This is a genomic window from Streptomyces sp. NK15101 (assembly GCF_020400725.1).
Lineage (GTDB): Bacteria > Actinomycetota > Actinomycetes > Streptomycetales > Streptomycetaceae > Streptomyces.
In genome coordinates, this window is sequence record NZ_JAINVG010000069.1 from 1 (window position 1) to 24,820 (window position 24,820).

A 24,820-nucleotide genomic window follows, 5' to 3' on the forward strand; every position below is an offset into this window, starting at 1 on the left:
ACCTACCGTGCCGACGCGACGGCCGTGCGCGCCCACTACACCGAGGTGGCAGGCGTCGGGATCCCGGTCGTCGCGTACAACAACCCCTTCGACACCAAGGTCGACCTCACCCCCGACCTGCTCGCACGGCTGCACGGCGACGGCAGCATCGTCGCGGTGAAGGAGTTCAGCGGCGACGTCCGCCGGGCGTACGAGATCGCCGAACTCGCCCCCGAGCTCGACCTGTTGATCGGGGCCGACGACGTCCTCCTGGAGCTGGCCGTGGCCGGCGCCGTCGGCTGGATCGCCGGCTACCCGAACGCCTTCCCCACGAGCTGCACCGCGCTGTACCGCGCCGCCGTCGCGGGCGACCTGACCACCGCCCTGCCGCTCTACAAGTCCCTGCACTCCTTGCTGCGCTGGGACTCCAAGACGGAGTTCGTCCAGTCCATCAAGCTCTCCATGGACATCGCCGGCCGCACCGGCGGCCCCACCCGCCCGCCGCGCCACCCGCTCACCGGAGCGACCGAGGCCGCGGTGCGGACCGCCACGGAGAAGGCCGTCGCGGACGGCCACCGCTGAGCCGCACGCCGTCCTGACGCCCCACCGCCGGCGGCTGTCGCCGGCGGTCGCGCGCCACCGACACCGCGGGGGGCTTCCCCCGACCCGGCCGATCCGCGATCCGGGCGGTCTCCGATCGGGGCGATCCGTGATCCGCGTGGCCCCTGACCCGGGCAGTCCCCGATCGGGACGATCCCTGATCCGGGCAACCTTCGATCCGGGCGATCCCTGATCTGGACGATCCCTGATCAGGGCGGCTCCTGATCAGGGCGATCTTCGAGCCGGGCGGCCCCTGATCCGGGTGATCTTCGAGCCGGGCGGTCCCGTCCCCGGGTGGCCCCTTCCCGGACGACCCTTTCCCCAGACGCTCCCTTCCCAGACGCTCCCTTCCCAGGCGACCCCTTCCCCGGAGGCCTCCTCCCGTGACCGACGCACTTCCCCTCCTCATCTCGCGCAACCCGGCCGACCCGACCGACGTGCTCCTGCGGATCCCCGCGCCGGGCGCCTTCGCGGCCGTCGACACCGTCGAACGGGCCCGAGCCGCGCAGCCCGGCTGGCTGCTGGCCGGAGCCGCCGCACGCTCGGCCGCCCTGGGCGCGGTCGCCGCCGGCGTCGAGGCCGCGGCCGACGAGCTGGCCGAGCTCGCCGTGCGCGAGGTGGGCAAGCCGCTCTCCGAGGCCAGGGCCGAGGTGGCCCGTGCGGCCGCGATCTGGCGCTACTACGCCCAGGCCCCCTTCGAGCCGACCGGCTCCGTCCACGAGACCCCGGCAGGCGCCGGCCTGCTTCTGACCAGGCGCCGGCCGCACGGCGTGGCAGCGCTCATCACGCCCTGGAACTTCCCCTTCGCCATCCCGACCTGGAAGGCGGCCCCGGCGCTCGCGACGGGGAACACGGTCGTCCTCAAGCCCGCGCCCGAGGCCACCGCCTGTGCCCGGCGCCTCGGCGAGATCGTGCGACAGGCCGTACCCGAAGGGGTGTTCACCGTCCTTCCCGGCGGCGCGACCGAAGGCGAAGCGCTCGTCTCGGTCGCCGACGTCGTCTCCTTCACCGGCTCCACCCCCGTGGGCCAGGCCGTGGCCAGGGCCGCGGCCTCCCGGGGCATCCCGGCGCAGGCCGAGATGGGCGGCCTGAACGCGGCCATCGTGCTGCCCGACGCGGACATCGAGCAGGCCGCGGGCCACATCGCGGCCTCCATCGCGGGGTACGCGGGCCAGAAGTGCACGGCCACCAGCCGCGTCGTCGCGGTCGGCGCCGCCCTCGCCCCGCTGCGGGAAGCACTCTCCGAAGCGCTGAGGGCCGTCCGGGTGGGTGACCCCGCCGACCCGGCCACCGTGTGCGGGCCGCTCATCCACGAGGGCGCCCGCGACCGGGTCCTCGACGCCTGCCGGGGGCTCGCCACCCTCGCCGGCGGCACCGCCCCCGACGGGCACGGCTGGTACGCGGCCCCGACCCTGGTCGAGAAGGTGTCCCCCGGGCACCGGCTGCTGCGCGAGGAGGTCTTCGGCCCGATCGCCTCCCTGGTCCCCGCCGACGACGTCGCCCACGCGATCCGGATCACCAACTCCGTCCCGTACGGTCTGGTGACCTCGGTCCACACGGCCGACCTGAACACCGCCCTGAACGGCCTCGACCTGCTCGACACCGGGATGATCCGGGTCAACGCCCCCTCCACCGGCGTCGACTTCCACCTGCCCTTCGGCGGCTCGAAGGCCTCCAGCCACGGGCCGCGCGAGCAGGGCAAGGCCGCCCTCGACTTCTACACGTCGGGCCGGACGTACACCCTGGCCCCGGCGGGCCCGGCGGCCTGACCCCGTCCTACGGAACGATCTCCGAGGCCGTGGAGGCCCCACCGCACATCGCCCGCGCGTACAGCGTCCTCATGGCGCCGTCGATGGGGTGGGGCTGCGGCTTCCCCGAGGCGTCCGGCTTGTTCCACCTGATGAGGTTGACCGCCACGGACATCTGCCGCTTGCCGTCGGCGCGCGTCAGGGACATCGTCCCGGCTCCCCAGACGGTGCCGTCGTGGCCCCAGAAGGTGCCGCAGGGGGACTCGACCTTGTGCAGCCCGAGCCCGTACTGGATCAACGACCCGTCCAGGGCGCGGGTCGGGACCGTGCGCTGCATCTCGGCCAGCGACGCCCGGCTGACGATCCGGCCGTCGAGCAGCAGGGCGTAGAAACGGTTGAGGTCCTCCATGGTCGACACCAGGGCGGCGGCCGGCCCCACCCAGGACATGTCGTAGACGCTGTAGTCGCGCGGCGGGTCGATCAGACCGTAGAACGACTCGTACAGCCGCGAGTGCGGTCCCTTGACCCGCGTTCCCGTCGGGAACGCGGTGTGCCGGAGCCCCGCACGCTCGATGACGTTCCGGGTGATGTACTCCTCGGCCGGCACACCGGTCACGTGCTCCAGGAGTTCGCCGAGGATGAGCCAGTTGGTGTTGGAGTACACGCCCGTGGGCCCACCGGGCTCGCCGACGGGAGGCGCCGAGAGGCCCATCTTGATCAGCTCGGCCGGACGGAACGTGCGGAACCGGTTGTCGTCCAGGCTCCGGGTCGAGACGTCGAGCCGGGAGGGGAACCCGCGCAGCGAAGGGAAGGCGTACGTGAGGTAGTCGGCGATGCCGCTCGTGTTGTCGAGCAGCATCCGCACGGTGATCTTCCTGCCCCGCTCGCCCGGCACGAGCTGCGGCAGGTAGTCCGCGATCGGCGCGTCGAGCCGGATCCGGCCCCGCTCGACCTGCTGCATCACGGCCGCGGCGGTGAAGGTCTTCGTGACGCTGCCGACGCGGTGTCGCATGCCGGCCCCGACCGGGCGGCCGGTCGTGACGTCGGCGACCCCGGACGCGCCGCGCCAGGCCCGGTCACGGTCCCGCACCTCGGCGAACACGCCCGGCACGCCCGCCCGGTGGACGCCGTCCAGGGCGGACTGCAGTTCCACGGGATCGAAGCCCGTGGACGCACTCGCGCTCCCGGCGGGGACGGACCGCCCGCCCCCGGGCGCGGGAGCCGCCGCGACCACGCCCGCGCAGACGGCCAGCGCGGCCACGCTTCCGCTCAACACCGTTCGGATCTTCACGACATCGGTCCTCTCAGGTTCGTTCGGGAAAGGGGGAGCCGGGGGGTCAGCCGGCGAGGGCGCGGCGCAGGACGGCGCCGAGTTCGGCGTTCTGCCGCTGCGAGACCTCGGCGGAGAGGATCGCCTGGGACCCGTGGAACGTGCCGGGCCACTGGTGGAGTTCGACGGACACACCCGCCCGGAGCAGACGGACGGCGTAGTCGATGTCCTCGTCGCGGTTCGGACAGAACTCGGCGGAGGCCACGTAGGCCGGCGGAAGGCCGGACAGATCGGTGGCCCGCGAGGGAGCGGCGTACGGCGTGGCGGGCCGGGAGCCCAGGTAGTGGCCCCACGCGGCGATCGCCTTGCCCCGGTGGAACCAGGGCGTGTCCGTGAAGTTCCGGGCCGACCAGGTCTCCAGGCGGTCGTCGAGCCCCGCCTGGTTGAGCAGCTGGAAGCGGATCGGCGGCCCCTGCTCGTCACGCGCCCGCAGTGCCACCGCGGCCGCGAGCCCGCCGCCGGCGCTGTGGCCTCCGACCGCGATCCGCGCCGGGTCGACGCCGAGTTCGGCCGCGTGCTCGGCCGTCCAGTTCAGGACGGCGTAGGCATCGTCCAGGGCGGCGGGGAACGGGTGCTCGGGAGCCAGCCGGTAGCCGACCGAGACCACCACCGCGCCGGAGCTCTCCGCGATGCGGGTGGCCCACGGATGCTCGGTGTCCACGTCCCCCATGACGAACCCGCCGCCGTGCAGCCAGACCACGGCCCCCTGCGCCCCGCGCGGCCGGTAGATCCGCACCACCACGTCCGGGTCGGCCGGCACGACCCGGTCCTCGACCTCCATCTCCGAGGTGTCCGGCGCCGGCACGGCGGCCGCCAGACCGGCGAAGTACGCGCGGGCGGCGACCGGGTCGGACAGGTCGGTCTGCGGGAAGAACGGTACGAACGCTTCGAGTTCGGGATCCATGACGACCATCCTCCGGGCCGGCCCCCGGGGGATCACCCGCCATCCGTCGCGCTTCCCGCCCCGATCGCGCACCGAACGGCGCGCGCCCTCCCTCCGGTCCTTCTGCCATCCTTCTGCCATGGAGGCACTGGCCGTACGGCTGTCGGGACTCGATCCGTACGTCGACGGCGCGATGCGCATCGTCGCGTTCTACGACACCCTGATGCGCCGCCGGGTCGACCTCCCCGCCCTCGCCCGCGCCTCGGCGGGCCTGGCCGAGTGCGTCGCCGGGATACGACTCCACGGCACCGGCCGCTCCACCCGCGTCTCGCCCCACGGCACCCGGGAGTCCACCCCGCCGGCGCCCGCGTCCACCGAGGCGCCGATCGTCCTCGACGAGGAGGAGATCGGCACGGTCTGGCTGGAGCGCCCCGGCCCGCCCAACCCGCTCGACGAGGTGCTCCTCGACCGCTTCGCCCTCGCCGCCGCGGCCGCGGCCGAACGCTACGGGCCGGCCCGCACCACCATGGCCGACCCCGCCCTCGTCGAACTGGCCGTCAGCTCCGACAGCGACGACGCCGCCCGCGCCCGGGCGCTGCGCCTCCTGGGCTTCGCCCCCGGCCTCCCCGTCCACGTCGTCGCCGTCCGCACGAGCCTCCCGCTCGACCGCGTCGGCGCCCTGGTCTGCCCGGCCCGTCCCGTGAAGGCGGCCCCGCTCGCCGACGTGGGCGTCATCCTCGCCGCCGGCCTGGACCGCACGGGCTTCCCCGCAGGGGTACGGGCGGGCATCGGCGGCACCGAGAGCCCCGACCGCTCCTGGCGCCGGGCCCGCACGGCCCTCCGCTTCACCACCCCGCGCGAACCCGTCGTCGGGTACGCAGACCTGGGCGCCCTGGCCCTCCTGGCGGACATCCCCGAGGACGCCGTACGGGACAACCCCGACGTGACCGCGATCGACCGCCTGTCCCCGGAGGACCTGGAGACCCTGGAGACCTACTGCGCCACCGCCTCCGTACGCCGCGCGGCCGACCTCCTCCACCTCCACCACAGCAGCATCGCCCGCCGCCTCGACCACATCGGCAAGACCCTCGCCCTGGACCTCACCGCCCCCACCGGCCTGACCCGCGCCCGGCTCGCGCTCACGACACGGCGACTGCTCGACGGCTGAGCGAGCACGGCGCGATCGAGTCCATTGACGCCCCCCGGCGGGACTGCGAGGCTTCCTGCGATCATCAACCGACCGCGCCCGGGGGAGAGATGCCCGATTTCAGAGCCGTGCTGTTCGACTGGGTCGGAACGCTCGTCGTCCCCAAGTGGGGCCCGGTCTCCGGCGGACCGAAGGGGGCGCACTGGATCGAGCGCACCCTGCTCCGGCTCGGCCGCGAGGCCTCGGAGGCGGAGGTGCTGAGGCTCAGCGCGGCCCTGAGCGAGGCGAACCGGCTGCCGGACGTGGCACGGGGATGGTCCGACGCGTCGGCCGACGCACACCGCGCCGGCTACACCCGATGGGTGCGGGCCGCGGGGATCGACCCGGTCCTCGCCGACGCGCTGTACGCGACCCTCTCCGACCCCTTCGGCAACCCGTTCGCGACGGACGTCGCCCCCACGCTGGCGGCGCTGAAGGCCGCAGGCCTGAAGGTGGCCGTCGTCAGCGACATCCACTTCGACATCCGGCCCGCGTTCGTGAAGGCAGGACTGGACGCCCACGTCGACTGCTACGCCCTGTCCTTCGAGCACGGTCTGTGCAAGCCCGACCCGGCCTTCTTCGGCGTGGCCCTGGACCGGCTCGGGGTGCGCCCCGACGAGACCCTGATGGTCGGAGACCGCTCCGGCCCGGACGGCGGAGCCGTCGAAGCCGGACTCGCGACCCTCCTCCTGCCGCCCCTGACCGGGACGGCCGAGGAACGGCTGCACCTGGTGCTCGGGGCCTGCGGACTCGCCGTCGCCGGCGCGAGCGCCCGATGACCTACGAGGAGTTCGTCGAGGCCGCCTCCGCCGACCCGGCCGTCGTCGGTCTCGTCCTCAAGGGTTCCCGGGCACACGAGGGCATGACCACCGAGCACTCCGACCACGACCTGTACGTCGTCCTGGCGGAAGGCGTACCGACGGAGCTGACGAGGTTCGAGGGGCACCGCACCCGCGACCTCGACCTCGTCCTCCTCACCCTCGACCGGTTCCGGTCCGCGGGTATGCCGGGCTTCGAGCGCTACGCCCTCGCCCGCGCGCGGGTGGTGCTCGACCGGCTCGACGGGGACATCGCGCGGATCCTGGCGGCCAAGGCACGCCTGACCGCCGACGAAGCCTCCCGCGCGGCCGCCCGGTGGCTCGACGCCTACGCCAACTCCCTCTACCGCTCCCTCAAGAACGACAGGGACGGCCACGGTCTCGCGGCCCGACTCGACGCCACCGACAGCATCGGCCACCTGCTCGAACTCCTCTTCGCGCTCGACCGCCGTCCCCGTCCCTACAACAAGTACCTGGAGTGGGAGCTCGGCCGGTACCCTCTGCCCGGCTGGGACACCGGCGCGCTGCTCGACGCCCTGGAGCGCATCTCGGCGTCGGGTGACGTCTCCGCCCAGCGCCGGCTCTTCGCCCGGGTCGAGGCGGAGGTGCGGCCCCGCGGACTCGGCGCGGTGCTCGACGCGTGGGGCGATGACGTGAAGCTGATGCGAGGGCGGTAGCCGTACGGCGCGCGGGCGGGGGCCGCACCCACCGGGTCCCTGCCGGGAAGCCCCATCGACTGAACCACCGTCAGGGGCACCTCTGGAGGCCCGAGTTCATGTCAGGGGCGGGCATCAGGGGCCGGCTCGGGGGGAATCGGGGTCGGACCGGGGTGATCACTGATGGCCACCGAGCTGCGGGGACGGGAGAGTCGTCGGTGTCAGGGGGGACGCGTCGAGCCCCACAGCATCAGCAGACGCGTCGAGTCCCACAGCATCAGCAGAACGGAGCAGTCCGTGCGAGTCCGTCCGACCACCCTCCGCCGCCTCGCCGTGGCAGGCCTCGCCGCCTCGGTCCTCGCGATCGGAGCCGGCGTCCCCGCGGCGACGGCCCTCGCCCCGGCGCAGCCGCCCACGGCACGCACCGTGTCGACCTTCGACCCCGAGCCCCTGCGGAAACTGATCACGCCTCTGCCGAGTTACGAGGCGGGCGCGCTGGTCAGAGTCGACGGACCGGGCCGCGGCCCCCTGTGGACCGGCACCGCCGGACCGGTCACCGCCGACGACCACTTCCGCGTCGGCAGCGTGACGAAGGTCTTCACCCACACGGTGGCCCTGCAGCTGGTCGCCGAGCACCGCATCGGCATCGACGAGCCGGTGCGGCCCCACCTCCCCGATCTGATTCCGGCCGACTACGGCACGGTCACGGTGCGACAGCTGCTCGACCACACCAGCGGGCTCCCCAAGCCGGCCCCCACTCCGAGCCCCCGCGACGGGCAGGGCTGGTGGCTGAAGGGCGTGACGCCCTCGGACGGAGTCCGGGACGCCTTCGCGCTCGCCGCGCGGGACCACGAGTGGAACGAACGGCGCCCCGAGCCCGGCACGGTCCAGCAGTACAACGGCGTCAACACGGCGATCATCGGCCTCCTCGTGGAGAAGGTCACCGGCAACACCTTCGGACAGGAGCTCGACCGGCGGATCCTCCGGCCCCTCCGGCTGCGGGACACCAGCCTGCCCGCCGCCGACGACATGACCCTCCCCAGCCCGCACACCCGGGTGTACGTGGGCGGCGACGACGTCACCGAGCAGAATCCCTACCCCTGGGCGGAGGGCGGGATGATCTCCACCGCCGCCGACCTGGACCGCTTCATGACGGCCCTCTTCCGCGGCCGCCTGCTCCCGCCGGCCCAGCAGGCCCTGGCCTTCTCGGTCCCCGACGTGCCCAACGCGCCCGGGAACAAGAGCTGCCTCAAGGCCGGAGCGGCCTGCTTCGGCGCCGGAGGGCTGATGCGGCTCACCCTCGAGAACGGCGTCACCGTCTGGGGCAAGACGGGTTCCCGCCCCGGCTGGGAGAACGGCGTCTTCGCCACCCGCGACCTCGAACGCCGCCTCGTCTACTCCCTCAACCCCAACGGCACCGGGACGCCGGGCGAGTACAACGACTACGTATTCGCCATCGCCGGCGCCGCCTTCTCCGGCTCCCCGCTCGGATGGGCTCCCGGCGCTCGGAGCCGCTCGGCGCAGTAGCCGTTGCCGGCCGGGTGCGGGAGACACCACCGATGTCGCCCATCGCGCGCCCGTGGGCCTCCTCGCGAGGGGAGACACGACCCCCACGGTGTGCACTCGGGGTCGTGGCTGCGCTCCCGCCGGACCGGGTCCGACGAACCTCAGGCGCCCGCCAGCTCGGCGTTCGCGCGCTCCGTGACGAGGGTCAGCACGCGGCCCGCGACCGCGAGGTCCTCGGCCGGGATGCCGGCGTACAGCCGGGCGGAGATCTCGGCGGTCTCGGCGGTGGTGGCCTCGTACAGTTCCCGTCCGGCGTCCGTGAGGCGCAGCCGGGAGGCCTGGGCCGGGTCCCGCTCCAGCAGCTTCGCGGCCGTCAGGCCGTCGATCACGCCGCGCACGGCCGACTCGTCGGCCTTCAGCGAGCCGATGACGTCGGTGACCAGCTCGTCCCGGTCGATGGAGCCGCCCGCGACCGTGACGACCCGGAGCGTCACGCTCTGCTCGAACGTCGCGCCGTGGCGGGTCAGTACGCCTTCCAGGAGGGCGCGTGCGGCGTAGTGCGCCAGGGCGATGACGCGGCCGTTCGTCGTGGGTGCGGTGGTGGTCATGACTGCTCCTCGTCGTTCTCGGTGTGCGGATCAAGAGGCGCTTCGAGCAGGATCGCCAGCTCGCGGGTGAACTCCCGTGCGCGCGGGCTGTTCCGGCCCCCCAGCGGCTCCAGCATCTGGTCCAGGAGGCCCTGGACCACCTTGACGGCGCGGCGCGTGACGTCGTGCCCCTGCTCGGTGAGCGACAGCCGCATGGCGCGCGGGTCGTTCGGGTCCCGGGTGCGGCCGACGAGCCCGGCCGTCTCCAGCGCTCGGGCGAGCTTGGAGACGTACAGCGGTTCGAGCCCGGTGTGGTCGGCGAGCTGTCGCTGGCTCGGCTGCCGACCGGAGCGCGCCATGCCGTACAAGGACCCCAGCAGCGCGTACTGGGCGTGGGTCAGGCCCAGGGGGGCGACCGCCCGGTCGACGGCCACGCGCCACTTCATCGACAGGCGCCAGACCAGGAAACCCGCGGTGGCGCTCTCAGTTGCTGAACTCACGAGAGATACGGTACATGGCTACTATGTACATGGCTACTATTTTCCGGCTCGCGCCCGGCGAGCCCGGTCCCGCGGGCCCGGTCCGATGAGCCCGGTCCCGCGAGGCCCGGTCCGATGAGCCCGGTCCCGCGAGGCCCGGTCCGATGAGCGGGAACCGGCTCGCCCGCGTCGGCTTCCGGTGGTGGGGAGCCGGTCACCGCCCCTTCGCGCTCAGGGCCACCAGGCCGTCCATCCCCATCACGTACACCTGGCCGCCGTCCGCCCGGAAGGCGCGCGGCGGGCCGGTCTGGAGGGCCGTGCTGAAGCGGTACTGCCAGCGGGCCCTGCCGTCCGCCGCGTCCAACGCCCACATCCGGCCCCCCCGCGGCGAGGTAGACGGTGTCGTCCGCGCTGTGGAGCACGGGCAGCCCGCCCTTCATGTCGGCGATCGAGCCCGCCCAGCGCACGGAGCCGGTCCGGGCGTCGAAGGCGTAGACGAGGACCGACGGGACCGTGAGGGAGCGGGCGGCGGCGAAGACGGTCCGGCCGTCAGTGCTCGCGACCACGGCCCTCAGGGCGACCTCGGGGGAGGTCCAGACGACGTGACCGTTCGCCGGATCGACGGTCCGGAGGCGGTCGGTGACGTGGAGGAACAGCCCTCCGGCCGAGGAGTGCCGGCCGTCGCTCCAGTGGTCGTAGCGGCCGTCGGACAGCCGCTCCACGGGATCGGTCGCGGCGCCCGGAGAGGGCTGTTCCCACACGAGCTTCCGGGTGCGGACGTCGATCGCCGCGATCTTCTGCGCGCTGCCGTCGGTGTTCTTGCTCGCCCAGAACAGACGGGTGCCCGAGGACGGCACGAAGAGCCGGCCCTGGGGGTACTTGACCTCCGGGTCCGTGAGGATGCTGTGCCATCCCGTCCGCTTCGCCACGTCCACGGCCCAGGTCATCGGGCCGGCGACGATCTGGAAACCCTTCTTCGGGTCGATCCTGCCGGCGCCGGCCGTGCCCGTGACGTACACCTTGCCGTCCGGCACGCCCACCACCCCCATCCCCGTGGGGGACCCGTACGGCGCGGGGAGGGTCCAGGCCTCGGCGCCGGTGTCGAGGCGGATGGCCCGCAGCGCCTTCTCGAGCTCCCCGGCGCCCCTGCGGACCACGGCGTACGCCATGCCGCCGCTGACGGCCGCGATGTTTCCCTCGATGGCCCCGGCCGCGCTGTCCGGCAGATGGGCCACCGGGCCCCAGCGCCGGCGGCCCGCCGGGTCGAAGGCCCAGACGTGCTTGGCGCTGAACCCGACGACCGTTCCGCCCTCGCCCACGATCTGGACCAGGGGCTCCGAAACGGGCGCCGTCCACAGCGGCTTCGCCGCGAACCCGTCGCCCAGAGGCCGCGCCGGGTCGGTACGGGCGGGGGCGGGAGCCTTCGCGTCGGACTTCGGCTTCGACGGCTCGTCCCGCCCCAGCCACAGACCGAGCCCGGTGCCGCCGCCCGCGAGCGCCACGGCCCCGCCCGCGAGACCGAGCCGAAGGAACCGGCGCCGGGCGGGGTCCGCCGGCCCGCCCCCTGCGGCCGGGGGCTCATAGGGGGGCGCGTACTGGGAGGAGCAGGGAGGGGCGGAGGGTGGTGCGGGCGGCGGCGGGGGCAGGGGCACGGTCGGTGCGGTCCGCGCGGCCGACGGCGGGGCCGGCGCCGGTACCGAGGGCGCCATGACCGCCGCCGCCCGCTCGATCTCGGCGATCAGCGCCTGCGGCAGCCACACCTCCGAGGTCCGGGAAGCCCCTGCCGTCCGGACGAAGTCGACGACCTGGCGCGGGGCGGGGCGGTCGCCCGGGGCCTTCGCCAGGCAGGCGGCGACCGGCAGCCGCAGTCCCTCGGGGACCGCCGACAGGTCGGGCTCCTCGTGCGCCACGCGCCGCAGCACCTCCTGGTGCGGTCCGTCGCCGTCGAAGGGCCCCGTGCCACGCGCGGCGAAGACCAGGGTCCCGCCGAGCGAGAACACGTCGCTCGCCGGGGTGAGCGGCTGCCCGTAGGCCTGCTCGGGCGACATGTACGCGGGCGTGCCGAGGATCATCCCGGTGGCCGTGAGCGCCGTGCCGTCGGTGGCGCGCGCGATGCCGAAGTCGATGACGTGCGGCCCGTCCAGAGCGAGCAGCACATTGGCCGGCTTCAGGTCCCGGTGGATCGCCTCCGCCGCGTGGATCCCCGCCAGGGCCTCGGCGAGGCCGGCCGTGAGCATCCGCGGCGCGTCCTCGGGGAGCGGGCCGTGCGTGCCGACCGCCCGGTGCAGCGGGACTCCCACGACGAACGCCGTGGCCATCCACGGTGCCGGGGCGTCCGGGTCGGCGTCCACGACCGGGGCGGTGAAGGCCCCCGACACCCGCCGTGCCGCCGCGACCTCGCGGCGGAACCGGTCCCGGAAGGCGCCGTCGGCCGCGAGCTCCGGCCGCACCGTCTTCACGGCCACGGTCCGTCCCCCGGACGGCCGGCCCGGGTAGACCGTCCCCATCCCGCCCGTTCCCAGCCGCGCGACGAGCGCGTACGGCCCGGCCTCCCGCGGATCACCCGCGTGGAGGCGCTCCATCGTGGCCCCTCTTCCTCGACGGCCCCACAGGCTACCGGCGCGGGGGGTGCCCGCGTCCCGGTTCGCGAACGACGCGGGCGCGGTGCTCCGCGTATGTCCGTCAGGCCCTCTTTGCCCTGGCGGCAGGGGAGTTGGGGCCGCAGGACAGACGGGCCGCCTCCGGGGCCGGCTCTCCCGTCTTCGCGTCCGGGATCGGAGTGGAGCATTCCAGGGTGCCCGACCCGTCGACGGTCCAGCCGACCGCGCGGCCCGTCGCTCGCTTCCCGTCGCCGCAGATGTACCGGAAGTCGGCGGTGACCTCTCGTACCCAGGCGTACTCCACGAAGGTTCCGGCCCCTTCGACGCGAGTGGTGGCGGAATCGAGCTTCGGCGCGGGCCTGTGGACGTCGGTGAACTCGTGGACGACGCCTTCGGCGGCGTCCGTCTCCCCGATGCGCGTCCCCAGCGAGCCGAGCGCGGCCCCCGGGTCGACCCGGGGGCCCTTCTCGAAAATGACGGCGGTGACCGGGGCGTGGAGCGGCGACAGTTCGTGCGTCAGCGCACCGCCGCCCTTCCCGAGCTTCTGCTTCTCGGCGACGCCGGTCAGCACGTCCCGCGCGTCGATGTCGAACCAGGTGTACGCGCCGCCCGTGCACGCGGCGCCGCTCTGGTGCGCGGCCCGCTCGGCCGTCCCGGCGCCCTCGTCCGTACAGGCGGTCGTGCCGGCGAGCAGCGCGGCGACGGCGCACGCGGAGAGGCCGATCTTCGTGATGTTCATGCCGCGTCCCCCCGAGACCTCGTGCCATTGGTCGACGGCGATCTCGCCCCTGTCCCCGGGAAGCGCGCCGGGCAAGGGACTTGAGGCACTCCTGAGCACGGTCACGTGGTTGCGGTCCCTCCTCCCGCGGACTTCGTCAGGACGGGAGGGCGCCGAGCTGTCGGAGCTGTGCGAGGACGTCCACGACGCCCCGGATCTCGGCGATCCGGCCGTCCACGAAACGGAGGACGAAGATCTCGTCGTACGTGACGCGCTTCCCGGTGGGCCGCAGGCCCCGGTACTCGCCCAGGTGGGTCCCGGTCACCGTGTTGCGGGAGACGAGCTTGTCGCCTTCCGCGACCGTCTCCTCGACGGTGACGCGGATGTCGGGGAACGCGCGCAGGAGCGCCTCCCACACCCGCTTCATGGCCTCCGCGCCGGTCCCGCCCATCGGCACCGGCGCGTGGAAGATCACGTCCGGCGCGGTGAACTCGTCGATGGCCCGTGCGACGAGGTCCGGGTCGCCGCTGTTCGTGGCGGAGTGGAAGCGGTGGAGCGTGGCGATGTTGCGTGCCGCCTCGGCTGTCGGCATGAGGATTCTCCTTCTGCTGTGAAACGGGACGTCCCGGCAGTACGACGACGCGGCGGCCGGGAACGTGACACGGTGCGGGGCGGGGCGGAGCGGTACGGGGCCGGACGCGCGGGCTCCGGCGGGCGCGCGGCCTCCGGCGGACGCGCCGGCATTCCGGTATGTGGATCGGCGGTAAAGCGCGGGAAAAGTCCTCCGGGACGGGCTGCGGTTCCCGCACGGAGCTTTTCGGCCGCCTTGACGCGTTCTTGGCGCTCCGAAGCCCCGTCCGAGCGTGCCGGAACAACGGATTCCGCAGCGGGCGGGCCATTGACCTGCGGTTCCGCTCACGCTTCCATTCAGCCCGGGAGCCCCGGAACCACCTGATCACCAGCCGCCTCGGAGGCGATACCGCTCCCGCTCAGAACCACCGCTCGCATCGATCGGAACCGCCTGATGACCGACACCCTCAGCGCACCGCACGCGTTGGCCCCCCAGACCGGCCCCGTGCCGCAGAAGCTCAAGCGTTCCATCGGTGTCGTGGGCGGCACATTGCTCACGCTGTCGTGCGTGACGCCCGCCTCCACCCTCTTCGTGGTCGTACCCGACCTCTTCGACGGGGTCGGCACGTACGCCGCCCTGACCATCGCCATCGGCTCGCTGCTCTGTATCGGCGTGGCGTTCTGTTACTCCGAGCTCGGCACCCTGATCCCCAGCGCGGGCGGCGAGTACGCCATCGTCTCCACCCTCTCGGGCCGCCTGGCGGGCTGGCTGGTGTTCGTCCTGTCCCTGCTGGTGGTGATGATCGTGCCACCGGTGATCGCGATGGGGACCGCCGACTACCTCGCGCCCCTGGTGCACGTCCCCGCCCCGATCGCCGGCGCCGGCGTCATGCTCCTCGCGACCCTCGCGGGCCTCCTCGACCTGCGCGCCAACGCCTGGATCACCGGCATCTTCCTCGTCCTCGAGGTGGTCGCGGCGGCCATCGTCGCGGTCCTCGGCTTCGCCCACTCCGAGCGGGGCGTCGACGCCCTGGTCCACGGCCAAGTCGCGGCCGAGGGCGGCTCGCACTCGCTCGTCACCGGTGCCATGGTGGTCTCCGGCCTCGCCATCGCCCTCTTCATCACCCAGGGCTTCTCGACGGCCGTCTACCTCTCCGAGGAGCTGGAGAACCCGCGCCGCACCGTGGCCCGCACCGTGCTCGCCACCCTCGCCATCTCGACCGCCGTCATCCTGGTGCCCGTCGTCGCCATCACCCTCGGCGCCGGCGACCTGGAGACCCTCACCGGCGGCGACATCAGCGGCATGATCGAGGCCTGGTCCAACTCCGCCGTCGGCACCTTCATCAGCCTCTGCGTCGCGCTGGCCATCATCAACGCCGGCATCGTCATGGTCATCCAGAACTCCCGCGTGCTGTTCGCCTCCGCCCGCGACAAGGCCTGGCCGGAGCCCGTCAACAACGCCCTGTCCCGCCTGGGGCGCTTCGGCTCCCCCTGGGTGGCCACCCTGGTCGTGGGCGTGCCGGGCGCGGCCCTGTGCTTCGTCAACCTCGACACCCTCTACGGCGTCACCGGAGTCTCCGTCACCGGCATGTACCTGCTGGTGGCCGTGGCGGCCCTGTTCAGCCGCCGGGGTGCGCACCGCGAGGTCGCGGCGTGGCGCATGCCGCTGTGGCCGGCCGTCCCGGTGGTCCTGATCGCCGTCCTCGCGTACGTCCTGTACATGCAGGACGTCGAGTACCTGCTGTGGACCGGCGGCATCACGGCGGCGGCCACCCTCTACTGGGCGCTGTACCTGCGGCCGCGCAGGGACACCCGCTGGCTGGTCAGCATCCCGGAGGACGAGCAGGCCTGATCCTGCCGACACCGTGCCACCCGGGGGCCGGGGCGCGTTCCGCGCCCCGGCCCCCGGGCGTTTCGCTGCATGGGCCGTTCGTGTCGTGCGTGCCGCCCGGCAGCGGGGACGGTCACTCCGTACGGGGGGCGGGCGGTACGTCCCGCGTGTCGTGCCGGGCGCCGTGGGCAGCGGAAACGTATCTGTGCATGCATGACCACCGACATGGAACACCTGTTGAACGCACGCCTGTACGAGCGCTTCGGTGACGCGGCCGGCTGGGCCGAGGTCACGTCCCTGACCGCCTCCCTTCTCCGGGGCGTCGTCTCGGCGCTCGGTCCCGAGGACGCCATGGCCTTCCTGACGGCGGCGCGTCGCGCCCTCGACGAGGAGGAATCCCGCGCAGGAACGATTCATCTTGGCTTCGGCGCCCACCTCTGGACCCACCTCGAAGACGCCCCCCGGGGTGCTTCGGCCCTGGCCAGGGCGGCGGCCTGGGACGCGATGCTGACCATGCACCGCCTTTCCGTACTGGCTCCCGAACCGGGCCTGGGCGCTCATGTCGACAGCGCCCTGGAAGCCTGCCGGCTCCGGCTCGTGCCGGCGGTCACCGGCTCCTGACCGGGCGTCGCCTCAGCGCCGCGCCCCGGCCGCAGCCCGGAGGCACTCGCGGTCGTCCGCGCCGAGCAGGCCGTCCGGGAGCGTCCCGTCGTCCAGCAGGGCGGCCACCGCCGGGGCGTGTGCGCGGAACACGGCCCTGCACCGTTCACGTTCGGGGTGCTCGTCGTCGGTCCCGAGCAGCAGCACCGACCGCCCGGCATCCGCCTCGACGGGCTCGGACAGGTACGCGGCGACGGTCACCAGGTCGACCAGACCGGACCGCACCGCGAGCGCGAGGCGGGGGTCGGCCGCGAGGCGGAGCAGGAAGGGCAGGGCCGTCGGCATGGCCGCGCTCAGGTGGAGGACGTCGTCCATCAGGGCGTTGCAGAGAAGACGGAGCGCCTCGGGACCCGCGGCCTCGTCGAGCAGGCAGGGGAGGAGGGCGGGGATCCCCGAAGGCCCGCCGGGGGTCTGCGGCCAGACGGCGTCGGAGCGGCCCAGGAGCGCGGGGTGGCCGGCTCCGGCGAGCCCCGCTCGCGGATGGTCGTGGAGGAAGCGGGCGATGGCGGCCTCTTCGGCCGCCGTGTCCCTCACGCACATCCGTACGCCCTCCCTCGCGCGCGTCACCCGGTCGACGGCACTCTCGCCTGCCGGGACGGCCGAGCGCAAGTGCCGTGATCGACCAATCGCCCACCCTCTGATCGAAATTCGATCAATCGACGGGAACGCATTGACTCGATCACCGCTCGCACCTAGCTTCTGGCCGCACCCGACCGCCAGAAAGGTTGTTGCGCCATGACCACCAGAGCCTTGCCCGCCCGGCAGTCGACGGTCCGCGGGCTCGTCGCCGCCGTCCTCGCCTTCGGCGGAACCGCCGTCCTCTCCGGCGCGCCCGCCGCGGCCGCGGGGAGCGTCACCTACGTGGACTGCTCACGGACGACCGCCGGGGACGGCAGCCAGGCGGCGCCGTTCAACAGCATCGGACAGGCCAACGCGAGGACGTACGGTCCCGGCGACACGCTCGCCTTCGCCGCCGGCACCACGTGCACCGGCGCCCTCGCCCCCCGGGGCAGCGGCACCGCCGCCGCACCCATCGACCTCACCGGTTACGGAACCGGCGCCCTGCCCGTGATCGACGGCGGCGGCGCCCCGAACGCGGTCTCCCTCACCAACCAGGACCACTGGCGGATCAGCAACCTCAAGCTCACCAACCCCGCCTCCACCCTCGCCCGCCGCACCGGCCTGCGGATCTCCGCCACCGACGGAACGGCCCACCGGGGCTTCGACATCGGCAACCTCGTCATCGACCGGGTGGCCGGCCAGACGAACAAGAACAGCCCCACCACCGAGGACTTCGTCCAGTCCGCCGGCATCGTCACGGGCGCGAGCGGCACGAACTCGACCCTCCACGACGTCCACGTCCACGACAACCGGATCAGCAACACCGGCGGCGGCGGCCTCAAGATCCGCGTCGGCTCCATGGCCGTCAAGGGCACCGGCGTACTGATCGAGAACAACGTAGTCAAGGACGTCGGCGGCGACGGCATCATCGCCAGCTACGCCGACGCGCCCATGATCCAGTACAACAACGCCTCCGGCGTCGGCAACGGCGTCTACCCCTTCTCCGGCGGCAACTTCGCCGGCATCTGGGTGCTCGGCGACCACGACCCGACCATCCAGAAGAACGCCGTGTACGGCATCACGCGGATGTCCGTGGCCGACAGCCAGGCCTTCGACTGCGACTGGGGCAACACCGGCACCTGCACGATCCAGTACAACTTCAGCCGCGACAACATCGGCGGCTTCTTCCTCGACTGCGACGGCTGCGGCACCATCGGCGGCGCCCGGCAGGTCGTCCGCTACAACATCTCCGAGAACGACTGCCGCATGAGCAGCGTCAGCGCCGGACGTTCCGCGCTGCACCTCTACAACAACGTCCTCTACTGCACGGACAAGAAGTTCAGCATCACGCTTCCCGACGAGAGCGTCGTCGAGAACAACATCTGGGTGGGGACCAGCGACTCCCGGCTGCCCACCGGGGCCGGGATCTCCTGGCTGTGGAACGTCTTCCAGGGCGTGCCCCGGCCCACCGCCAACGGCATCGCCGGCGACCCGCAGTTCGTGAACCCCGGCACCGGCGGCGACACGATCCACTCCGCCGACGGCTACAAGCTGCGCGCCACGTCCCCCGCCCTGAACAACGGTTCCGTGATCAGCGGGAACGGAGGCCGTGACTACTGGGCGAACCCGGTGAGCGCGACCACGAAGCCGCACCGCGGCGCGTACAACGGGCCGGGCCTCTGAGGCGCGGTCCGGTACGTCACGGTCTGCGACATGCCGCTTTCGGCGTAATCGACCTGTTGCGGGATGTCCGACGGTCACCCTGGGCCTGTCGATCAGCATGGGCTGTCGGGGCGGCGGCCGACAGCCCGGTCCGGCGGCCCGGAAAGGAAGTGACCATGGCTCTGAGCCGCCGTCAGTTCGTCGCCTACGCCCTGGCCTCGGGAATGGCGCTCGAGATCGGTGACGTCGTCGTCTCGCCGTCTTCGGCGAGCGCCGCCGCCGCGCAGGTCCCACCGACCCTGCTCGCCGGTCAGGCGCTGACGTCGTCGACGGTGCGACTGCTGTGGACCGCGGTCGCGGGGGCCGACTCCTACCGGGTCTACCGGGACGATCAGCTGATCACCGAGCAGCCGGGCACTTTGCTCGAGGACACCGGCCTGGCCGCGACGACGACATACCGCTACGAGGTCACCACCGTGATCGGCGGGGTCGAGTCGGCGCGCTCGGCCCCCGTCGTCGTGGTCACCCAGCAGCCGGACCCGGCGGCGTCGCCGTCCGCGCCGACCAACCTCAGGGCGAGCTCGATCACGTCGTCGAGCGTGAAGCTCAGCTGGACCAAGTCCACGAGCGTCGCCAAGATCACCGGCTACCGGATCCTCCGCGGTCCCCTCGGGACTCCGCTCCAGGACCTGGTCCAGATCGCGACGACCGACGGCGGCACCACCTACACCGCGAGCAAGCTCTTCGCCAACCGCGCCTACCAGTTCGCGGTGCGCGCCGTCGACGTCGCGGGACACGTCGGCCCGGCCGCCACCATCGCCGTCACGACCAAGACCTCGAACGACACGAGCGCCCCTTCGGCGGTGTCGAGCAGCAGCGTGGCGGTGCGGCGGTACTCCTCCAGCCGACTCGACGTCACCTGGGGCACGTCGAGCTCCAGCGACGTCGCCGGCTACCAGGTCCACCGGAACAACGTCCTCGTCGCCACGGTGGAGGAGCCGCTGCGCAAGACGTACTCCGACAACGGACTCGCCCCGTCGACGTCGTACACGTACCGGATCGCGGCGGTCGATTCCGCCGGCAACGTCTCGGCGCTCACGACCGGCAGGACGTTGTCCACCCCGGCGGCCGGAACCGTCCTGGTCACCCGGGGCCCCTACGTCGTCCAGACCGACCGGACGAGCGCACGCGTGCTGTGGTGGACCAACCTTCCGGCCCCCAGCACCGTCGACTACGGGATCGGAGCGCTCACCGACACCGTCTCCGATCCCACTCCGCGGCTGCAGCACGCCATGCTGCTCGGCGGGCTCCAGCCCGGAACCGAGTACACCTACCAGGTGACGTCCGGAAACGCCACGCTCGGAGGCAACCGCTTCACCACCGCCCCCGCGCCCGGCGCGTCCTTCGCCTTCGCGGCGGTCGGCGACTTCGGGGGCGGCTCGGCGCAGGAGGCGAGCATCGCGAACCTGATCGCCGCGTCGCCCGCCCAGTTCGTGCAGACCCTCGGCGACAACGTGTACCCGGATGCCCAGGACCCGGATCCGGCGACCTTCTACTCCGACTTCGACAACCGCTTCTACAAGCAGTACAACCCGGTCATTCGCACCCGGACCCTCTTCCCGGCGAACGGCAACAAGGAGTACTACGGCGACGGCGCGGCCGCGCGGAACCTCTGGGCGCCCAACAACCAGCGCTGGTACAGCTACGAGTGGGGCGACCTCCACGTCCTCGTCGTCGACAGCGAGCAGCCCTTGGGGCCCGGCTCCGCGCAGCGCGCGTTCGTGAACGCCGACCTCGCCGCCGCGACCACGACGTGGAAGATCTGCGTCGTGCACCGTCCGCCGTACAGCTCGACGACCACCAGCTCCAGCTCGGGGACGGTCCTGACCGATCTCGTTCCGCTCCTGGACCAGTACCGGGTCACGCTCTGCCTCTCCGGCAACTCCCACAACTACGAACGCAGTCATCCGCTGCGCATGGGCGCGATCGATCCGACGGGAGTGACCTACGTCGTCTCCGGCGGCGGCGGCAACGGGCTCAACGCGTTCCAGGCGAGCCAGCCGTTCTGGAGCGCGTACCGGGAAGCGCGTTACGAATACGTGCAGTGCACGGTCTCCCCGACCCAGCTCGTGCTCGACGCGTACAGCGACACCGGGGCGCTCTTCGACGGCATGACCTGGACGGCATGACCTGGACGGCATGACCCGGACCCGGTGAACGGCCCGGCGGGAAGCGTCCCGTCGGGCCCGTGCGGCGGCCGAGGAGACCCCGGGCGACGCTCACGGCGCCACGTGGTAGTACCGGGTGCAGGCGAGGATCATCCCGTCGTCGGCGATCGTGAAGAGGTCGACGAACCGGAGGTCCTGGCCGTCGGTGCCCGGCACCACCCGGCGCCCCGTGGCGACGACGCTGCGGGCCTGGCCCACGACCCGGTCGATCTCGTAGCGGGCCCGCGGCGGGGTGCGCCCGAAACGGGTGTGCAGGACCCCCGCCCGGCCACGGGCCGGAGGCAGCCCCGGCAGTTCGAGGACCACGCCGTCGTGCAGCAGGGAGGCGCACGAGTCCAGGTCACCGGCGTCCAGGTAGTCGTAGACCAGGCGGACATGGTCGATTCCGGCGGCGGTGACCAGGTCTGCCGGTCCCGGCAGCCCGGTGCTCGTGTCATCTTGGCGGTTCAACGGCGGAGCCCCTTTCACTCTCGGCCAGGATTCTGGGGGGAGCCGCCAACTCCGCGTTATCCCCCCTCTATCTCCGACCGGGATCTTCACGGCATGGACAGGGCGGGGGTGGTTGTGGAGACTGTCCTCACTCGGTCCTGACGTGTCAACTCGTTTCTTTGGTGGGGGAATCGGTGACGGACGACATCGGGGGCAGATCCCAGGAACTCCCGGACATGTCGCCCCTCGCCTTCCGGGTCCTGGGGCCACTGCAGGTCCACGGTCCCGACGGGCCGCTGCGGCTCCCGCCCGGCCGCCAGGAGGTGATCCTCGCGGCGCTGCTCCTGGAGACCAACCGGGTGGTCAGCACCAACCACCTGGTGGACCTCATCTGGGAGGACAACCCGCCGGAGACCGCCCGCACCCAGGTGCAGATCTGCGTGTCGCGGCTGCGCAAGCTCCTCGCCGGCGCGGACGGCGAGGTCACGATCACGACCCGGCCCCCGGGATACGTGCTGCACACCGACGCGGGCAACGTGGACGCCGCGCTCTTCACCAGCCTCGTCTTACAGGCCCGCCGACTGCGCGAGCGCGGCGAACTCGACCAGGCCGTGAGGCTGCTGAGGGACGCCGTGACGCTGTGGCAGGGCGACTGCCTGTCCGGCCTCGACAGCGGCCCGCTGGCGAACAAGGCACGACAGCTCAACGAGGAACGTCTGGCCGCCGTCGAACTCCGCATCCAACTGGAGCTCGAACTCGGACGGTACGACGGGCTCGTGGGCGAACTGCAGAGACTCACCCACGAACACCCCCTGCGGGAGAAGCTGCGCGGCCAGCTGATCCAGGCCCTGTACTGGTCGGGACGGCAGGCCGAGGCCCTGGAGGCCTTCCGCACCGCCCGCCGCTTCCTCGCCGAGGAACTCGGCCTCGAACCCAGCCGGGAGCTCAGGGAACTGGAGTCGGCCATCCTCGCCGGCCGGCTCCCCGCGCCCGCCGCGCCCGCACCCGTACGCGTACCGGGGAACAGGCCCCAGGAGGAGACGGCGGGAGCGGAGCCCGAGGAGGACTCCGAACCGGCCGCCCCGACGGTCCCGCCGTCCCCGGAGTCCGTACGTCAGGACGCCGTGCCGCACCAGCTTCCCGCCGCCGTCGCCGACTTCGTGTCCGACGCCGGCCAGCTCGCCGCGCTGGAGGAAGCGCTGACCGGACGGCCGGGCCGCACCACGGTGGGACTCGCCGCGATCACGGGCAAGCCCGGCACCGGCAAGTCGACCCTCGCCGTGCACGTCGCCCACATGCTCTCCGAGACCGGCTTCCCCGACGGCCAGCTCTACTGCGACCTGCGCGGGACGACCGGCACCCCGGCCACCCCCGAGGAGGTCCTGGGCCGGTTCCTGCGCGCGCTCGGCATCCCCGGCCAGCTGATCCCGGAATCCCTGGACGAGCGCGCCGAGATGTACCGCACCCGGCTGGCCTCCCGCCGCGTCCTGGTCGTCCTCGACGACGCCGCCGGCGAAGGCCAGGTGCTGCCGCTGCTGCCCGGCAGCCGGGGCTGCGCCGTCCTCGTCACCGGCCGGGCCCGCCTCACCGCCCTGCCCGGCGCGCACCGGGTGGAGCTCGACGTGCTCGCCGAGGACCGGGCGCTCGAACTGCTGTCCAGGATCGTCGGACGGGAACGGGTCGCGGGCGAGGCCGCCGCCGCGGAGGCCCTGGTCCGCACGGTCGGACGGCTCCCGCTGGCGCTGCGGATCGTCGCCGCCCGGCTCGCGGCCCGCCCGCACTGGACCCTGGCGTCCATGGTGCAGCGGCTCGCCAACGAGCGGCACCGCCTCGACGAACTGGCCCACGGCGAGATGACGATGCGCGCCAGCCTGTCGCTGACCTACGAGGGCCTGGCGCCGGAGGACCGCCGGCTGCTGCGGCTGCTGAGCATGGCGCAGGCACCGACCCTGCCGAGCTGGCTGGCGGGCGCGCTGCTCGACGACCACCGCCCCTTCCCCTCGGACCTGATGGAACCGCTGGTCGACGTGCAGATGCTGGACGTCGCCGGAGTGGAGCGGACCGGTGGTTTCCGGTACCGCTTCCACGAGATCATCCGCGTGTACGCGCGGGAACAGCTGGCCGCGCACCACACCCCCGAGGTACGGCAGGAGGCGCTCGCCCGCATGGCGGGCGGCTGGATGCACCTCGCCCAGCAGGCCCACCGCAAGGTGTACGGAGGGGACTTCACCGTCCTGCACGGCGACGCGCCCCGCTGGGAACCCCCGGCCTCCTACACGGACGAGGTGCTCGCCGACCCGCTGGCCTGGCTCGACGCCGAACAGACCTCCCTGTGCGGGATGGTCGAGCACACCGCCGACGCGGGTCTCCACGACCTCAGCTGGGACCTCGCGACCTCGCTCGTCACGCTCTTCGAGGTGCGCGGCCACTACGACCTGTGGGAGCAGACCCACCTGAGCGCGCTGGCCGCCGTCCGCAAGGCGGGAAACCTGCGGGGAACCGCCGCGATACGGGCGTCGCTCGGCTCGCTCTACATGAGCCGCAACCAGTTCGACACGGCCCGGCAGGCGCTGAACTCGGCACTCGACGTCTTCCAGGCGTTGGACGAGCCGATGGGCGAGGCGCTGTGCCGGCGCGACATGGCGCTCATCGCGCGCACGAGCGGCGACGACTCCTCGGCCCTGGAGCTGTACCGGCGGTCCCTCGCCGACTTCGACCGGGCGGGCGACGTGGTGGGCCGCGCGATCGTGCTGACCCAGAGCGCGCACATCCGGATGCGGCAGGGCGAGATCGCGGAGGCGCAGAGACAGCTGGACGAGGCGCTGGACATCTACGAAGGGGTCGGCTACACGGGCGGCCGGGCGAGAACACTGCGGCGCGTGGGGCAACTGCTGCTCGAACAGGGCCGGAGCGACCTGGCGGTCCTCACCTTCACGGAGGTGCTGGAGCTCTGCCGGGATTCCGGCGACGTCATCGGAGAGGGCCATCTGCTCCGCGACCTGGGGCACGCCTTCGTCATCATGGGCCGTCCCGACCGGGCCAGGGACTTCTACGACCGCGCGGTGACCGCGCGGGAGGGCGTCATGGATTTTAGCGGCGGCGCGCTGGCGCGCCTCGACCTCGCCCGTCTCCTCGACGCGGAGCCCGGACGCTCCCGGGAGCTGCTCGTCCCGGCCGTCGAGGTGTTCCGCGAGCGGCGCATGGGACGGGAACTCGCCGAGGCGGAGAGGCTGCTCGCGACCGGCTGCTGAGCCGGCGGGCCTCCCGGCCGGAGGTCAGTCCCAGGGGTTGTTGTCGGTGCTGCACGTGGTGACGGTGCCGGTGGCGGTGACCGTCGTCGTGCAGACCGGGGTGGTCTCGGTGGTGCCCGTGGCGTCGTCGGCCCAGCTCGCCTGGACACCCGCTCCGGTCAGGATCACGATCAGCGCGGCGGTGACGGCGGCGCGGACGGAGTTGCGGGCGGCGGTGGCGGTGTAGGACATCGGATCCTGCCTCTCGGTGGTGTGCGGCGTTTCCTTGTGACCACCACGTTAGGAACACGCGGATTCACGGCACCGCTCGCTGCCTTATCACCCCGCTATCACGGAACGGCGCCCCGCCCGCCCCGCTATCACGGCGCCCCGGGCCGCTATCGCCCGCCGTCCCGCCCGGACACCCCTCCGTCCGGAAGGGCCGGCGGAGGGTTAGTGCCGGGATGCCCCCTGAATAGTCGCGTCCGGACGATGGGTCCCATCAGACGGCGAGGCGGAGTCCCCGGCCGGCGGCCCGACCGGGCGCCGACGGGAGGAT

At 72.9% G+C, this 24,820-nt stretch carries 21 protein-coding genes and 1 pseudogene; 11 read left to right on the forward strand and 11 right to left on the reverse strand.

All coding sequences use genetic code 11. The annotated features are described in order from the left end of the window. Both K7G60_RS28725 and K7G60_RS28730 read left to right on the forward strand, forming a co-directional pair. Positions 1 to 561, forward strand: a 561-nt coding sequence (locus K7G60_RS28725; protein WP_225803873.1) for a dihydrodipicolinate synthase family protein, incomplete at its 5' end; no start/stop codon positions are given. Between the two features lie 401 nt (positions 562 to 962). Beyond that, positions 963 to 2,348, forward strand: a complete 1,386-nt coding sequence (locus tag K7G60_RS28730) for an aldehyde dehydrogenase (RefSeq protein WP_225803874.1) — start codon at positions 963 to 965, stop codon at positions 2,346 to 2,348. A gap of 7 nt (positions 2,349 to 2,355) precedes the next feature. Here the strand turns inward: K7G60_RS28730 and K7G60_RS28735 are convergent, their stop codons facing one another. Together K7G60_RS28735 and K7G60_RS28740 are read right to left on the reverse strand one after the other, a co-directional pair. Continuing rightward, positions 2,356 to 3,474 (reverse strand): serine hydrolase domain-containing protein, encoded by a 1,119-nt coding sequence (locus K7G60_RS28735; protein ID WP_263986436.1) that lies wholly within the window; start codon positions 3,472 to 3,474, stop codon positions 2,356 to 2,358. A gap of 190 nt (positions 3,475 to 3,664) precedes the next feature. Continuing rightward, positions 3,665 to 4,561 (reverse strand): alpha/beta hydrolase, encoded by an 897-nt coding sequence (locus K7G60_RS28740; protein WP_225803875.1) that lies wholly within the window; start codon positions 4,559 to 4,561, stop codon positions 3,665 to 3,667. Between the two features lie 118 nt (positions 4,562 to 4,679). Between K7G60_RS28740 and K7G60_RS28745 the strand changes: the two genes are divergently transcribed. From K7G60_RS28745 to K7G60_RS28760, 4 genes are all read left to right on the forward strand, one after another. Further along, a complete protein-coding gene (locus K7G60_RS28745; protein WP_225803876.1) occupies positions 4,680 to 5,708 on the forward strand; it encodes a helix-turn-helix domain-containing protein in 1,029 nt (342 codons plus the stop codon). Between the two features lie 89 nt (positions 5,709 to 5,797). Next, entirely contained in the window at positions 5,798 to 6,505 is a 708-nt protein-coding gene (locus K7G60_RS28750; RefSeq protein WP_225803877.1) for an HAD family hydrolase, read from the forward strand. Then, the gene (locus K7G60_RS28755; protein WP_225803878.1) at positions 6,502 to 7,221 is read left to right on the forward strand and encodes a hypothetical protein; all 720 of its coding nucleotides are present in this window, start codon (positions 6,502 to 6,504) and stop codon (positions 7,219 to 7,221) included. Before K7G60_RS28750 ends, K7G60_RS28755 begins: the two co-directional genes overlap by 4 nt. A 276-nt stretch (positions 7,222 to 7,497) precedes the next feature. Continuing rightward, entirely contained in the window at positions 7,498 to 8,727 is a 1,230-nt protein-coding gene (locus K7G60_RS28760) for a serine hydrolase (RefSeq protein WP_225803879.1), read from the forward strand. Positions 8,728 to 8,867: 140 nt separating this feature from the next. Here K7G60_RS28760 and K7G60_RS28765 read toward each other — a convergent pair whose 3' ends face one another. The 6 genes and pseudogenes from K7G60_RS28765 to K7G60_RS28790 all read right to left on the reverse strand — a co-directional run bounded on the left by K7G60_RS28765 (position 8,868) and on the right by K7G60_RS28790 (position 13,682). Beyond that, entirely contained in the window at positions 8,868 to 9,314 is a 447-nt protein-coding gene (locus K7G60_RS28765; protein WP_225803880.1) for a MarR family winged helix-turn-helix transcriptional regulator, read from the reverse strand. After that, on the reverse strand, positions 9,311 to 9,793 hold the full coding sequence (locus K7G60_RS28770; RefSeq protein WP_225803881.1) for a MarR family winged helix-turn-helix transcriptional regulator: 483 nt from the start codon (positions 9,791 to 9,793) through the stop codon (positions 9,311 to 9,313). The genes K7G60_RS28765 and K7G60_RS28770 overlap by 4 nt, the downstream gene beginning before the upstream one ends. A gap of 193 nt (positions 9,794 to 9,986) precedes the next feature. Then, complete coding sequence (locus tag K7G60_RS39500; protein ID WP_225803899.1) at positions 9,987 to 10,145, reverse strand: PQQ-like beta-propeller repeat protein; 159 nt, start codon at positions 10,143 to 10,145, stop codon at positions 9,987 to 9,989. Positions 10,146 to 10,215: 70 nt separating this feature from the next. Beyond that, positions 10,216 to 12,354, reverse strand: a pseudogene (locus tag K7G60_RS28780) (protein kinase); the annotation flags it as partial. 100 nt (positions 12,355 to 12,454) lie between these two features. Continuing rightward, complete coding sequence (locus K7G60_RS28785) at positions 12,455 to 13,111, reverse strand: hypothetical protein (protein ID WP_225803882.1); 657 nt, start codon at positions 13,109 to 13,111, stop codon at positions 12,455 to 12,457. Positions 13,112 to 13,247: 136 nt separating this feature from the next. Next, positions 13,248 to 13,682 (reverse strand): ester cyclase, encoded by a 435-nt coding sequence (locus K7G60_RS28790; RefSeq protein ID WP_225803883.1) that lies wholly within the window; start codon positions 13,680 to 13,682, stop codon positions 13,248 to 13,250. 432 nt (positions 13,683 to 14,114) lie between these two features. Between K7G60_RS28790 and K7G60_RS28795 the strand changes: the two genes are divergently transcribed. Both K7G60_RS28795 and K7G60_RS28800 read left to right on the forward strand, forming a co-directional pair. Further along, positions 14,115 to 15,512: an APC family permease gene (locus K7G60_RS28795; protein ID WP_225803884.1), complete on the forward strand. Its 1,398-nt coding sequence runs from the start codon at positions 14,115 to 14,117 to the stop codon at positions 15,510 to 15,512. Positions 15,513 to 15,704: 192 nt separating this feature from the next. After that, on the forward strand, positions 15,705 to 16,112 hold the full coding sequence (locus K7G60_RS28800; protein WP_225803885.1) for a hypothetical protein: 408 nt from the start codon (positions 15,705 to 15,707) through the stop codon (positions 16,110 to 16,112). A gap of 12 nt (positions 16,113 to 16,124) precedes the next feature. Here K7G60_RS28800 and K7G60_RS28805 read toward each other — a convergent pair whose 3' ends face one another. Next, positions 16,125 to 16,691: a hypothetical protein gene (locus K7G60_RS28805; RefSeq protein WP_225803886.1), complete on the reverse strand. Its 567-nt coding sequence runs from the start codon at positions 16,689 to 16,691 to the stop codon at positions 16,125 to 16,127. Between the two features lie 195 nt (positions 16,692 to 16,886). Between K7G60_RS28805 and K7G60_RS28810 the strand changes: the two genes are divergently transcribed. Both K7G60_RS28810 and K7G60_RS28815 read left to right on the forward strand, forming a co-directional pair. Continuing rightward, positions 16,887 to 18,395: a right-handed parallel beta-helix repeat-containing protein gene (locus K7G60_RS28810; protein WP_225803887.1), complete on the forward strand. Its 1,509-nt coding sequence runs from the start codon at positions 16,887 to 16,889 to the stop codon at positions 18,393 to 18,395. Positions 18,396 to 18,550: 155 nt separating this feature from the next. After that, the gene (locus tag K7G60_RS28815; RefSeq protein WP_225803888.1) at positions 18,551 to 20,563 is read left to right on the forward strand and encodes a fibronectin type III domain-containing protein; all 2,013 of its coding nucleotides are present in this window, start codon (positions 18,551 to 18,553) and stop codon (positions 20,561 to 20,563) included. A gap of 90 nt (positions 20,564 to 20,653) precedes the next feature. On the opposite strand, the gene K7G60_RS28820 is transcribed toward K7G60_RS28815, so the two are convergent. Then, positions 20,654 to 21,052: a nuclear transport factor 2 family protein gene (locus tag K7G60_RS28820; RefSeq protein ID WP_225803889.1), complete on the reverse strand. Its 399-nt coding sequence runs from the start codon at positions 21,050 to 21,052 to the stop codon at positions 20,654 to 20,656. Positions 21,053 to 21,267: 215 nt separating this feature from the next. Here K7G60_RS28820 and K7G60_RS28825 point away from each other — a divergent pair, with 215 nt between their 5' ends. After that, entirely contained in the window at positions 21,268 to 24,282 is a 3,015-nt protein-coding gene (locus K7G60_RS28825) for a BTAD domain-containing putative transcriptional regulator (RefSeq protein WP_225803890.1), read from the forward strand. A 24-nt stretch (positions 24,283 to 24,306) separates the two neighbouring features. Here K7G60_RS28825 and K7G60_RS28830 read toward each other — a convergent pair whose 3' ends face one another. Then, a complete protein-coding gene (locus tag K7G60_RS28830; protein ID WP_225803891.1) occupies positions 24,307 to 24,513 on the reverse strand; it encodes a hypothetical protein in 207 nt (68 codons plus the stop codon). Positions 24,514 to 24,820: the final 307 nt, after the last annotated feature.

Excerpts from the sequence above, each read along its gene's own strand:
- K7G60_RS28740 (WP_225803875.1), bottom strand. The coding sequence starts at position 4,561 with ATGGATCCCGAACTCGAAGCGTTCGTACCGTTCTTCCCGCAGACCGAC.
- K7G60_RS28795 (WP_225803884.1), top strand. The coding sequence starts at position 14,115 with ATGACCGACACCCTCAGCGCACCGCACGCGTTGGCCCCCCAGACCGGC.
- K7G60_RS39500 (WP_225803899.1), bottom strand. The coding sequence starts at position 10,145 with ATGTGGGCGTTGGACGCGGCGGACGGCAGGGCCCGCTGGCAGTACCGC.
- K7G60_RS28745 (WP_225803876.1), top strand. The coding sequence starts at position 4,680 with ATGGAGGCACTGGCCGTACGGCTGTCGGGACTCGATCCGTACGTCGAC.
- K7G60_RS28815 (WP_225803888.1), top strand. The coding sequence starts at position 18,551 with ATGGCTCTGAGCCGCCGTCAGTTCGTCGCCTACGCCCTGGCCTCGGGA.
- K7G60_RS28765 (WP_225803880.1), bottom strand. The coding sequence starts at position 9,314 with ATGACCACCACCGCACCCACGACGAACGGCCGCGTCATCGCCCTGGCG.
- K7G60_RS28785 (WP_225803882.1), bottom strand. The coding sequence starts at position 13,111 with ATGAACATCACGAAGATCGGCCTCTCCGCGTGCGCCGTCGCCGCGCTG.
- K7G60_RS28810 (WP_225803887.1), top strand. The coding sequence starts at position 16,887 with ATGACCACCAGAGCCTTGCCCGCCCGGCAGTCGACGGTCCGCGGGCTC.
- K7G60_RS28800 (WP_225803885.1), top strand. The coding sequence starts at position 15,705 with ATGACCACCGACATGGAACACCTGTTGAACGCACGCCTGTACGAGCGC.
- K7G60_RS28790 (WP_225803883.1), bottom strand. The coding sequence starts at position 13,682 with ATGCCGACAGCCGAGGCGGCACGCAACATCGCCACGCTCCACCGCTTC.
- K7G60_RS28750 (WP_225803877.1), top strand. The coding sequence starts at position 5,798 with ATGCCCGATTTCAGAGCCGTGCTGTTCGACTGGGTCGGAACGCTCGTC.
- K7G60_RS28830 (WP_225803891.1), bottom strand. The coding sequence starts at position 24,513 with ATGTCCTACACCGCCACCGCCGCCCGCAACTCCGTCCGCGCCGCCGTC.
- K7G60_RS28825 (WP_225803890.1), top strand. The coding sequence starts at position 21,268 with ATGTCGCCCCTCGCCTTCCGGGTCCTGGGGCCACTGCAGGTCCACGGT.
- K7G60_RS28755 (WP_225803878.1), top strand. The coding sequence starts at position 6,502 with ATGACCTACGAGGAGTTCGTCGAGGCCGCCTCCGCCGACCCGGCCGTC.
- K7G60_RS28805 (WP_225803886.1), bottom strand. The coding sequence starts at position 16,691 with ATGTGCGTGAGGGACACGGCGGCCGAAGAGGCCGCCATCGCCCGCTTC.